The 11384-nt window shown below is 63.2% G+C and carries 10 protein-coding genes; all 10 read right to left on the reverse strand.

Translation table 11 applies throughout. The features are described from left to right. Positions 1 to 55: 55 nt before the first annotated feature. A complete protein-coding gene (gene ribF / locus HMPREF1155_RS06920) occupies positions 56 to 1015 on the reverse strand; it encodes a riboflavin biosynthesis protein RibF (protein ID WP_009078412.1) in 960 nt (319 codons plus the stop codon). Beyond that, positions 999 to 1946, reverse strand: a complete 948-nt coding sequence (gene truB, locus HMPREF1155_RS06925) for a tRNA pseudouridine(55) synthase TruB (RefSeq protein WP_009078262.1) — start codon at positions 1944 to 1946, stop codon at positions 999 to 1001. The genes ribF and truB overlap by 17 nt, the downstream gene beginning before the upstream one ends. A gap of 3 nt (positions 1947 to 1949) precedes the next feature. Continuing rightward, entirely contained in the window at positions 1950 to 2954 is a 1005-nt protein-coding gene (locus HMPREF1155_RS06930) for a bifunctional oligoribonuclease/PAP phosphatase NrnA (RefSeq protein ID WP_009078436.1), read from the reverse strand. Then, positions 2951 to 3427: a 30S ribosome-binding factor RbfA gene (rbfA, locus tag HMPREF1155_RS06935; RefSeq protein ID WP_009078579.1), complete on the reverse strand. Its 477-nt coding sequence runs from the start codon at positions 3425 to 3427 to the stop codon at positions 2951 to 2953. The genes HMPREF1155_RS06930 and rbfA overlap by 4 nt, the downstream gene beginning before the upstream one ends. An 87-nt stretch (positions 3428 to 3514) precedes the next feature. Then, entirely contained in the window at positions 3515 to 6316 is a 2802-nt protein-coding gene (gene infB, locus HMPREF1155_RS06940; RefSeq protein ID WP_039993465.1) for a translation initiation factor IF-2, read from the reverse strand. A 19-nt stretch (positions 6317 to 6335) separates the two neighbouring features. Continuing rightward, entirely contained in the window at positions 6336 to 7538 is a 1203-nt protein-coding gene (gene nusA / locus HMPREF1155_RS06945; protein ID WP_039993467.1) for a transcription termination factor NusA, read from the reverse strand. Between the two features lie 40 nt (positions 7539 to 7578). Beyond that, positions 7579 to 8052 carry a ribosome maturation factor RimP gene (gene rimP, locus HMPREF1155_RS06950; RefSeq protein ID WP_009078469.1) on the reverse strand — a complete coding sequence of 158 codons (474 nt, stop codon included), beginning with the start codon at positions 8050 to 8052 and terminating at the stop codon, positions 7579 to 7581. Positions 8053 to 8258: 206 nt separating this feature from the next. Beyond that, on the reverse strand, positions 8259 to 8666 hold the full coding sequence (gene ndk / locus HMPREF1155_RS06955; protein WP_009078361.1) for a nucleoside-diphosphate kinase: 408 nt from the start codon (positions 8664 to 8666) through the stop codon (positions 8259 to 8261). Between the two features lie 65 nt (positions 8667 to 8731). Next, on the reverse strand, positions 8732 to 10336 hold the full coding sequence (locus HMPREF1155_RS06960) for a tetratricopeptide repeat protein (protein WP_039993521.1): 1605 nt from the start codon (positions 10334 to 10336) through the stop codon (positions 8732 to 8734). 51 nt (positions 10337 to 10387) lie between these two features. Next, the gene (locus HMPREF1155_RS06965) at positions 10388 to 10918 is read right to left on the reverse strand and encodes a peptidylprolyl isomerase (protein WP_009078645.1); all 531 of its coding nucleotides are present in this window, start codon (positions 10916 to 10918) and stop codon (positions 10388 to 10390) included. Positions 10919 to 11384 lie beyond the last annotated feature (466 nt).

The raw sequence follows: 11384 nt of genomic DNA on the forward strand, positions 1-11384 counted from the left end.
GCACAAGTTGTGAGTATACCATCTGAAGGCGTGGATTAACCGTTACCTGCGATATTCAGGATTTGCGCTCATCTGCGTCATCGAACGAATCGCGCACGAGATTCTCGCGCACCCATGCGATGTTCCCCTTGACCGTGGCGATAAGCTCGTCGACCGACGAGAACCTGATCATCGGACGCAGGAAGCGAACCGGTTCGACCTCGATCGAATCGCCGTAGATATCGCCTGAGAAATCGAGGATGTTGACCTCGCAGGTCGCCGTTGCCGCCTCGAAGGTCGGCGCAGCGCCGACGCTCATCGCGGCGCGATAGCGTGCGCCGTCGACCATGGCCCAGGCGGCGTACACGCCTTCGCCGAGCGTCTGAAGCATGGCGGGAAGCTCGAGGTTCGCCGTGCGGAACCCCATGTCGGCCCCTTCTCCGCGCCCCTTGCGCACTTCGCCGTCGAAAACGTAGGGATGGCCCAGGAGCGCGACCGCATCTTCGCAGCGGCCATCGGCGAGCAGAAGGCGGATGCGCGTCGCCCTGATCGGACGGCCGTCAGCCCCCTTGAGCTCATGCGCGCATATTCGCGTGCCTCCGGCCGAAGCCCATGCCTCGAGATCGGCCACCGTGCCTGCCGCGCGCGCCCCGAAGCGGAAGTCGGCGCCGATATGCAGCGCATACGGCACGCAGCCGCCGAACGTCGCTTCCAGGAATTCGGCGGGAGCCTGCGCGGCGAAGTCCTCGGTGAACGTGAGCACGACCACGTAGTCGGCGCCCGTTTCGGCAAGCGCGCGCAGACGGCGTTCGTTTCCCATGAGCTTCTTCAAGCGATCGGCATGAAAGAGCTCGTCGGGATCGACGTCGAACGTAAGCGCGACGGCCGCGCCGCCCGATTTTCTCGCCGTCTCGATAGCCTGGTCGATAAGGAACCTATGTCCCAGATGCACGCCGTCGAAGACGCCGAAGGCGCAGGATGCGCCGGAGAGCAGGCCGCGCTCGACTGCTTCGGATGCATTAACGATGGGTGCCACGAAATACTCCTTGCGAAAAGACGCAGCGAGGATGGGCCTGGCCACGAAACGGATCGGTTTCATAGAGCGCGACGAGCTCGTCGCGAAAGACGATGCAGCGCATGCCGAGCTCATGCGCATGCACGGCATCGGGATCGAGCGCGGAGAGCGGAAGAGGACGCCCGCATCTGATGGATTCGGCCATCCGCACGTCCACCTCCAGCGCAGGAAAGCCCAGAAGATCGACCGGATCGCATGCCGCCGCGATCCCTGAACGCCCGGCTTCTTCGAGCGATACGCAGGCTTCGATGCCCAGGCGTCCCGCACGTACACGGCGCAAGGCGGACAGGTGGGCGGCGCTGCCGAGCTCGAGTCCGGCATCCCGCGCGATCGAACGGATATACGTGCCCTTCGACACTTCGAGGCGCACATCCCAGAAGACGCGTCCCGCATCGTCCGTATCGATGGCCAGCAGTTCGGCTGCACGCACCTCGACAGGACGAGCCTCGAGCTCGACGGCTTTTCCTCGGCGCGCGGCCTCGTATGCCTTCACCCCGTCTTTCTTGATGGCGGAATAGGCAGGCGGCATCTGCATGCGCGGACCGACGATGGACGCGAGGTATTCCTGCGCGAACGTCGCATCCGAGAGCTCGAGCGCGACGGCGGCCTGGCGGATGACCTCGCCCGCCGCATCGTCCGTATCGGTCTGAGCGCCGAACGCGATGCGCGCCTCGTACGTTTTGTCGTGATTCGTGAGGTACGCGTCAAGGCGCGACGCAGGGCCGACGCACACGGCGAGCACGCCTGTCGCAAGGGGGTCGAGCGTGCCCATATGGCCTACGCGGCGCTCGCCGAACATGCGACGGATACGATTGACCGCATCGTGCGACGACATGCCCTGCGGCTTATCGATGCCGATGACGAGCGAAAGCCCGCTTTGCCCCCTTTTCATGCGTCAGTCCAGCCCGCCTTTATCGAACAGACGATCGATCAGGCGCGGCACATCCTTCAGGGCTTCGTCGAGCGTCCCCTTGTAGGTGAAGCCTGCCGCGGCCTTGTGACCGCCGCCGCCGATGCGGCGCGCGAGGACGGACACGTCCACGTCGTCGCCCTTGGCGCGCAGGCTTCCGCGCACCTCACCATCCTGCTCCCGCAGAATGCAGGCGACCTGGATGCCCGCCATCGAACGAACCGTGTCGATAAGGGTTTCGGTATCCGACTTGACGGCGCCCGTGCGTTCCATGTCGTCACGCGTGACGAAGGATATCGCCCAACGGCCCGAGGGATCCTTGAAAAGGCGCGACAGCATGACGGCCTCGAGCGCGAACGAGGCCTCGCTGCGCGACTGATAGACGTTCTGGGAGGCATCGGCCGGGTTCGCGCCGCACCGAACCATCTCCATGGCGTAGCGAAACGCCTCGGCCGACGTGTTCTGGTATTGGAAACGGCCCGTGTCCGTCATGAGGGCCGTATAGCAGCAGATCGCGGATTCCCGAGGCGGCTCGATGCCGAACGCCCGTATGAGATCCCATACGAGCATGCCGCAGGCCGGCGCGTCGGGATCGGTGTACGAAAGCTCGGCCATCGTCGTGTCGACCGCATGATGGTCGATCGTGACGCGCACTCCTGCACGATCGTGCACGACAGCCGCATCTTTGATGCGCTCGATCGTCGGAACGTCAAGCGCGATGAAGGCATCCGGTGTCTCGTCGTAATCGCCCGCATAGATAAGCTCGTCGGCGCCCGGAAGGAACCGCAGGCCGGGCTCGATGGGAGCATCGGCCGCGAGCAGGCAGGTCGTCTTTTTGCCCAACATGCGCAACGCATGGGAAAGCCCTAAGGCGCTGCCGATGCAATCGCCATCCGGGCTTACATGGCCGCAGAGGGCAAAGGAATCGAGCGTACGGAGACGCTCGGCGATTTCCTCGATCGTGGTGTTCGTCTGGGGTGTGACGCTCATCGAGACCCCTCCTTGCAGGAAACGCCCTTCGAGCCGGAGGGCTTCCCGGCTGCATCCGCGCAGGCGGCCCGATCCGCATGCGCGGCATCGTCCGCGTCGGCGGTTTCGCATTCGGCTTCGGAAGAGACGGGTATGCGGCTTGCTTCGTGCGCGAGCGCTCGGGCGATGCGCTCGGCCTCGTCAACGCTTGGGTCGAGCAGGAAGCGCAGCTCCGGAGTCACGCGCCAGGTAAGACGCGCCCCCATAAGCGAACGGATGCGTCCACGGGCGGCGGAGAACCCCGCGGCCGCCTCTTCGTAGGTGCCGGGATCCGACGTGTAGAAGACATTGCAGTAGCTGCGATCGTAGCTGACTTCGCACCCCGTGATCGTCACGAGGCGAAGGCGTGGGTCGGATACTTCGAAGAGCAGGATATTCGCAAGAATCTCGCGCGCCTGCTCGTTCGTTTTCCTGTTGGCGTTCGACTGCTTCATTCATGCATCCTTATCAACGGGCCCGCCGTCCCCTGCAGACGCAAGGAACGGCGGACGAGATATCGACGCGCATGGCTTCAGGCGACCTTACGCGGTGCGCTCGACCTCTTCGACGCGATAGCCCTCGATGACGTCTCCGACTTTGATGTCCTGGTAGCCATCGACGCCGATGCCGCATTCGTAGCCCTGCTTGACGGTCTTGACATCGTCTTTGAAACGACGAAGCGACGAGATGTTGCCTTCGAAGATGACCGTGGAGTCGCGCACGATGCGGACGCGGTCGTCACGGGAGAGCTCGCCTTCGGTGATGTAGCAGCCGGCGATGTTGCCGACCTTCGGGACGCGGAACACGTCGCGCACCTCGGCCGAGCCGGTGTCTTTCTCGACGATGTCGGGCGACAGCATGCCGACGCGCGCGGCGTTGATGTCCTCGATAGCCTGATAGATGACGCGATACAGACGAACGTCGACCTTCTCGCGCTCGGCTGCTGCGCGCGCACCCGCGGTCGGGCGCACGTTGAAGCCGATGATGATCGCGTCGGATGCGGCGGCGAGCGTCACATCGGTCTCGGTCACGCCGCCCACGGCGGAATGGATGATGCTGATCTTGACCTCGGACTGATCCATCTTGGCGAACGCATCGCGCAGGGCTTCGATTGAACCCTGAACGTCGGCCTTGACGACGAGGTTGAGCTCGCTTTGGCCTTCTTCGATACGATTGAAGAGATCGTCGAGGCTGACGTGGCTGCGCGCCTCCTGCTCCTTGAGCCGCGCACGCAGGGCGCGTTCCTCGGCGAGCTTGCGGGCATCGCGCTCGTCCTCGAACACGCGGAACTCATCGCCTGCGGCAGGGACGCTCGACAGGCCGAGGACCTCGACCGGATCGGCCGGCAGGGCCTTCTTGGCGCGATTGCCGCGAGGATCGACGAGGGCGCGGACGCGGCCGTAGCTCTGGCCGGCCACGACGACATCGCCCGGGTTGAGCGTGCCGCGCTGCACGAGCACGGTCGCCACGGGACCGCGGCCCTTGTCGAGCTTGGATTCGATGACGAAGCCGGACGCGGTCGCATCGGGATTGGCTTTGAGCTCGAGCACGTCGGACTGAAGCAGGATGGTCTCGAGCAGATCGTCGATGCCCTCCTTCTTCTTGGCGGACACGTTCACGAACATGTTCTTGCCGCCCCATTCTTCAGGAATGACGTTGTATTCGACCAGTTCCTGGCGAACGCGGTCGGGATTCGCGCCGGGCTTGTCGATCTTGTTCACGGCGACGACGATAGGCACGCCCGCCGCCTCGGCATGATGGATCGCCTCGATGGTTTGCGGCATCACGCCGTCGTCGGCCGCAACGACCAGAACGACGACGTCGGTGACCTGAGCGCCGCGCGCACGCATGGCGGTGAACGCCTCGTGGCCCGGGGTGTCGATGAAAGTGACCTGACGGCCGTTGACCTCGACGACGGATGCGCCGATATGCTGGGTGATGCCGCCGGCCTCGGAAAGCGCGACGCCCGAAGAACGGATGGCGTCGAGCAGCGATGTCTTGCCGTGGTCGACATGGCCCATGACCGTGACCACAGGCGGACGGGGCTTGAGGTCTTCTTCCTTGTCGTTGAAGGCCACCGAGTATTCCTCTTCAGGGGAGACGACGCGAACCTTGCGGCCCATGTCGTCGGCGATGAGCTCGATAAGCTCGTCGGACATGCTCTGGGTGACCGTCAGCACCTGGCCGAGCAGGAACAGGCGTTTGATGACGTCGCTCGAGGGAACGCCGAGAGCATCGGAGAAGTCGCCGACCGTGGCGCCCTGGGCGATCTCGACGACGCTGTCGTCGAGCATGAGATCGGGATCGATGCCCTTCTCGATGGCTTCCTGGGCGATACGTTCGCGCTGCTCGGCCTCGCGCTTCTCCTTGCGGCGACGGCGGCGGCCCTCTCCTTCGTTGCTCGTCGCGGCGGCGACGGCGGCGCGGGCTTCGGCAAGCACCTTGTCACGTTGGAGCTGCTCGACCTGCACGGCCATCTGCGCGTAGCGGTCGTCCTTGGACGCCCCGGACACAAGCTCGGGAACCTCCGGCTCGAAATGATGTTCTGAGCGACGTCCGCCCTGTTTGCCGCGACGTCCGCGGGACGCATCGGCAGCAGCCTGTCCGCGTTCGCGCGCAGGGGATGCCTTCTTGGTCTGAGCCTCGGCGTCGATGCGCGCCTTCTCGGATTCGATCTGGGAAAGCAGGGAATCGAACGACGAACCCTTGCGCATGACCGGCGCCTTCTTTGCGGGCGCCGCGGCCTTGGCGGCCGGCGCGGAGGATGCGACCGATTTGCGAGAACCGCTGCGCAGGCGCTCTTCGACGGCGCGTTTCTTGGCGACCTCGGCGGCGATTTTGGCCGCACGGGCGTCGGCGGCGCGCTGGGCGCGGCGCTTCTCGGTCTCTTCCCGCTCGCGCTCCTTGGCGGCGCGGTTCTCCTCGATCTGGCGCGCAAGGCTCGAAAGGCCCGACGTCTCGGAGGCGACGACCTTCTTGGCCTGGGCGGCATGCGACGTCACCGTCGAAGGCGCGGACGCGTTCGAGCCGCGACGGGCACGTTCGGCATCGCGCAGGGCGCGCTCGTGCTCGACCGCCTTGCGGCGCTCGGCCTCTTCGGCTTCCTTGCGACGATTCTCGGCCTCCTGCTCGGCCTCGATCGCTTCGGCGGCCTCCTTGTCGAGACCGGCGGCCTTCGCGCCGATTTCAGGCGCCAGGGCCTTGCGGATCTTGTCGACGTACGGCTCCGCAAGCATGCTTGCATGGCTCTTTGCGGGAATCTTCATCTCTTGGATGCGCGCAAGGAGCTCTTTGCTGTCCATTCCGAATTCCTTGGCCAGCTCATGGACTCTCTTATTTGGCATTCAGTACCCCTCTCCTGCGCTATTCGAACTCGGCGTGAATGCCGCAATACCTGCTGCCCGGACGGGCGTGGTTCCTGCACGGAACGCCGGCCTCGGAGACGTAGGAGCAGAACTCGGTCTCCTCGTCCTCAGGCTCCTCGTCGATGAGGATATTGGTCTCGGGAACCATCTGCCCGGCATAGCTCGAGGATTTGATGTCGATATGCCAACCGGTCAAGCGGGCGGCGAGACGGGCGTTCTGGCCTTCCTTGCCGATGGCGAGGGAAAGCTGGTCGTCGGGGACGACGACGGTCGCATACTGCTTGTCCTCGTCGATCGTGACGCGGGTCACGCGGGCGGGGCTGAGCGCATTGGCGACGTACTTGGCCGGATCGTCGCTCCACTGGATGACGTCGACGCGTTCGTTGCGAAGCTCTTCGACGACCATGCGCACGCGGCTGCCCTTGGGGCCGACGCAAGCGCCGACCGGATCGAGATTGGATTCGCGGGAAGCCACGGCGACTTTGGAACGGGCGCCGGCCTCGCGGGCGATGGATTTGATCTCCACGACGCCGTCGTAGATTTCAGGCACCTCGATTTCGAAAAGGCGGCGGATCAGGCTCGGATGGGTGCGGGACACGACGATGGAAGGACGCGTCTGCTCGCCGCGCGCACGGGGCTCCATGGAGCGAGGATCGCGCACCTCGATGATGACGGTCTTGATGCGCTGGTTATGACGATAGCGCTCGCCTGCAGGAACTTCATTCTGCTCGTCAGGGAACCGCTTGAGATCGTAATGCGGCAACTCGGCCTCGACGCCCTCGCGGATCTTGATGATGGTGAAATCAGGCGTGGTCTGCAGAACGGTGCCGCCGACGATGTCGTCGACGCGATCGCGGAACTCTTCGTAGATGCTCTGGCGGCCGGCCTCGCGAACGATGGCGGCGATAACGCTCTTCGCATTCTGGGCGGCAGTGCGGCTCACGTTGGCGGGAGTCACGTCCTTTTCCTCGAAATCGGCGTATTCGCCGGTTTCCGGATCGGGCTCGCCGACGGGAACGAGCTCGTAGACGTAGATCCGACCCGTGGATCGATCGATCGTGACGCGCGCCTCCCATTCGAGGTCGAGGATGTTCTGATAGCTCTTAGCCAACGATGCCTCAAGACGCTCGATGAGATAGAACTCGTCGATCTTACGTTCATGGGCAAGCGCCTGGAGCGCGTCCATAAGTTCTGATGCCATGGATGATTCCTCCCTTTTCGTAAAGCGTGCCCTGCGGGCGCTATTTGAATTCGACGACGCCCTTGATGTGGGCGCGCTTGATGATCGAGAACGGAAGCACGACTTCATCGCCATCGACGGACAACCTGATAGCCCCGCCGTCTTCGGCAACTCCGAGCAGCGTGCCGGTGAAGCGGCTGCGTCCATCGACGGGTTCGGAACAGGTCGCGTACACCTGCTCGCCGACCGCGGCTTCGAAATGCCCGCGCGTGCGCAGGGGCCTGTCGATGCCGGGCGAACTGACCTCGAGCGTGTAGGCGCCGGGGAACGGATCGATCTCGTCGAGGATTTCATTGATCCAAGCCTGCGCCGCCGCGATGTCGTCGAACACGATGCCCTGTTCGGTATCGATATAGACGCGGATGGTCGGCGCCTTGCGCGAACCCACCACTTCGATGGTGACGATTTCGATGCCCTCTTCGATCGCGCGCGGCTCGAGCGCTGCAAGAAGGCTCGCTTCCTTGGTCGTCAGCATTCGGTTCCTCCTATCCGGTCTCGTTCGTACAAATGGGCGATCAGGCCCTCATACAAAAAGAAAGCGGGACAAAGCCCACTTTCTCTCATCGAAAAAGTTGTATTCGCGTTTCAGCGGATTCGTTTATACCACACCGAAGCGCGAGGTCGCAAGGATGCGTCTGCGATTCATAAACGACCCAAACGACTCGAACGACACGCGAGGCGCTATTCGGAGAAGAAGATCTTCATCTCGCGTTCGGCGGACTCGACGGAGTCGGAGCCATGGATGACGTTTTCGTCCATGATCAGACCGAAATCGCCACGAATGGTGCCGGGAGCGGCATCGGCGGGATTGGTCGCGCCCATGAGGGTGCGCATCTTCTTCACGGCGCCTTCGCCGGAAATGATCATCTTCACGACCGGACCGCTCGTGATATAGCTGATGAGACCGTCGTAGAACGGCTTGCCCTCGTGCTCGGCGTAATTGGCCGCAGCCTGCGCGGGCGTGACGTTCGCAAGCTCCATGCGCTCGATGGCGAGGCCGGCACGCTCGATGCGGGCGATGATATCGCCCACGTGGCGATTGCGCACGGCATCGGGCTTGAGCATGGAGTAGGTCTTTTCGATTGCCATTCTTCTGTTCCCTTTCTTGATTCCGTTCGTCAGACGTTATGCCTGAAGTTCATGAAGGTCGACGGTTAATTGGCAGTTGCGGCGTTGTTCGTCGGCTGCTGTTCGGCAGCGTCCGCATTGCCGCCCGCGGGAGCACCCTGCTCCTGGGTCGCATCGGCACCCGCGACGGACACGCCGCCCGCCTGCGCGCCGTCAGTGCCGGCAGGCTGCGCCGCGCCGGCGCCGTTGGCACCCTGCTCCACAGCGCCCGTGCCGGTCGGAGCGGAATTCGACGATGCCGTGGCGGAGTCGGCCGTCGTGGACGACGAATCGGCCATGGACGGGAAATAGAGCTCCACGTCGGAAATCTTCCAGCTCACGAAGTCGCGTACGAGGGTGACCTTGTACTGCACGTCTTCTCCGCCTTCGGCGGATGCGGTCACGTAGACCGTGGACGAAGACATGGAGCGTTCGACGCCGTTGACGGTAATGGAGTCATCCTGCACGACGCTCGCCATATCCTTTTCGACGGAATCGGAGCTCACGCCCTTCGCGAAATACTTATCGGGGTTGGACGTATCGGCGAACAGGCCGGACACGACGGATTCCGCGGTCGGGAAACCATAGCCCTTGGCGTAGGCGAAGACCCCCAGGCCCGCGACGACGACGAGAAGCGCGAACAGGAAGACCGCTATCTTCAGGCCGACGTTGCGGCGCTTGCGATCCTGGCGAGCGATGCTCTTGGAGTATTTCTCCAACTCCTCGTCGCTCGCATTGAAGAAGCGGTCGTCGCCGGAAGCATAGTCGTCGTTGACGTCGTAGCCATAGGCATCGGCGGGATAATGCACCGGATCGGGCTCGTACGCATCATGCGCGGGAGCCTGCGGCACCGACGCAGCGGTGACATCGAGGCCCGACATGTCAGGTTCGAAGGCTTCATCGTCGTTGGCGACGATGGGAGCCATGGCGGCCGTGCCCGTAGCGACCGCAGTGGCGGCGCGGCTGTAATCGACGCTGGCCGAATCGCTCAGGAAGTATGTATGGTCGGCAAGCGCGGCCTCGAAGGCGTTCATGGCCTTCTGCATCTGATTGCATGCGACATAGGCCTGGCCGAGATTCGCATACATCTTGTTGCGCGTGTCGGGATCCATATCGAACTGCAGGGCGCTTTCATATGACTGCACCGCATCGGCAGGACGATCGAGAGCCATGAAGCAGACGCCGAGGTTCAGAAGCGCCTTGGTGGGATCGGGATTGGACGGGTCCAGGGCCGCTTCGCGGAACGAAGCGCCCGCCTCTGCGTTCTTGCCCATCTTGAGCAGGGCGTTGCCCATGCCGAGATGCGCCTTGTAGCGAGAGGAGTACTTGGCGTCGGACGTCGCGATCTCGAATGCGGCGACGGCGTCGTCGTACTTGCGCAGGGCGGCATAGGCCTTGCCGAGGTTGCAGTTGACGGCACCGCATGCATCGTACGCGCCGTCGGCCACCGACTGCTGATACGCATCGACAGCCGAATTGAAGTCATGCAAGCTCAGAAATGCATTGCCGATCTGGTGATAGAGGAAACCGAGGTCTCCCGGAGCCTTTTCGACCGCGTCGTCATTGAGGCACTCGACATACGAGTCGATCGCCGCCTGATAGTCGCGGGCCGCATAGGCGGCCTTGGCGTTGTCGATGTAACGGTTTTCCATGTGCTCGTCTTTCTTCACTCGGATAGGAATCCTCGAAACCCGAACCGAGGATCAATCGGCATTCTCGATGACGACGGATTCGATGACGTCGCCCACGCGCAGTTGGCCGATGACGTCTTTGCCTTCGATCGTCTGGCCGAACACGGTGTAGTTGGGGTCGAGGAAATGCTGGGCGCCGAGGCAGAGATAGAACTGCGAACCGGCGGAATCAGGCTGGGCCGAACGCGCCATCGCGAGCGCGCCGTCCTCGTGGGAATTGTTCGGATTGGTGGTGTATTCCTCTTTGATGGAATATCCCGGACCGCCCGTGCCCAGTCCGCCGAAGGGGCTGGACGCCTTGCGGACGACCTCTTCCGAGGAGAGCCCGCGCGTATTGGGGTCGCCGCCTTGGATCACGAAATTCGCCACATAGCGATGGAACTTCAAGCCGTCGTAGAAGCCCTTCCGAGCAAGCTCGACGAAATTACCCACATGAATAGGAGCATCGTTACCGGCCAGCTGGACACGGATGACACCCTTGGAGGTGGTGATGACGGCGACTTCCTTGCCATTGGATTCATATGAAGGAGTATGCAAAGCCAAAGCGGATCTCCTGTCGGTAGTACGTTCGCGCAGCATGGCCGCGTGCACGCGTTTACATGCAGTGTGACAGTTTACCAGCTCTTGAAGGAAGCGTACGGAAAACTACAAGGAATACAGCCGTATGTCTGGAGAAGATGCGCACGTCCATGCGCCGAAAACGAAGGATGAAGGATTCGGGCTCGCCCGCTTCGGCGAGACATCGGATCGGAAGATGCGTCAAAAGACGCCCGAAGGAATGGCGCGGCGACGCGATCCCGCCCTCTGCACGGTCACGTCGGCAATGACGCGAAGCGGCATGGAGCGTATCCGCATTCCGGAAACGCGGGCCGGGAAAGAGGGCCGGAACGCGCGGGCCGGGGAAATCGGCAACGATAAGGAAGAGAGGAGCGCCGATCCGGAGAGGGAATGCAAAAGGCCCCGCACGGGGCGGGGCCTTCGATATGCCGGAACGCGCCGGCCGGGAAAA

This window comes from Slackia sp. CM382, from assembly GCF_000293015.1.
Classification (GTDB): domain Bacteria; phylum Actinomycetota; class Coriobacteriia; order Coriobacteriales; family Eggerthellaceae; genus Slackia; species Slackia exigua.

Excerpts from the sequence above, each read along its gene's own strand:
- rimP (WP_009078469.1), bottom strand. The coding sequence starts at position 8,052 with ATGCTGACGACCAAGGAAGCGAGCCTTCTTGCAGCGCTCGAGCCGCGC.
- infB (WP_039993465.1), bottom strand. The coding sequence starts at position 6,316 with ATGCCAAATAAGAGAGTCCATGAGCTGGCCAAGGAATTCGGAATGGAC.
- nusA (WP_039993467.1), bottom strand. The coding sequence starts at position 7,538 with ATGGCATCAGAACTTATGGACGCGCTCCAGGCGCTTGCCCATGAACGT.
- truB (WP_009078262.1), bottom strand. The coding sequence starts at position 1,946 with ATGAAAAGGGGGCAAAGCGGGCTTTCGCTCGTCATCGGCATCGATAAG.
- ndk (WP_009078361.1), bottom strand. The coding sequence starts at position 8,666 with ATGGCAATCGAAAAGACCTACTCCATGCTCAAGCCCGATGCCGTGCGC.
- HMPREF1155_RS06960 (WP_039993521.1), bottom strand. The coding sequence starts at position 10,336 with ATGGAAAACCGTTACATCGACAACGCCAAGGCCGCCTATGCGGCCCGC.
- rbfA (WP_009078579.1), bottom strand. The coding sequence starts at position 3,427 with ATGAAGCAGTCGAACGCCAACAGGAAAACGAACGAGCAGGCGCGCGAG.
- HMPREF1155_RS06930 (WP_009078436.1), bottom strand. The coding sequence starts at position 2,954 with ATGAGCGTCACACCCCAGACGAACACCACGATCGAGGAAATCGCCGAG.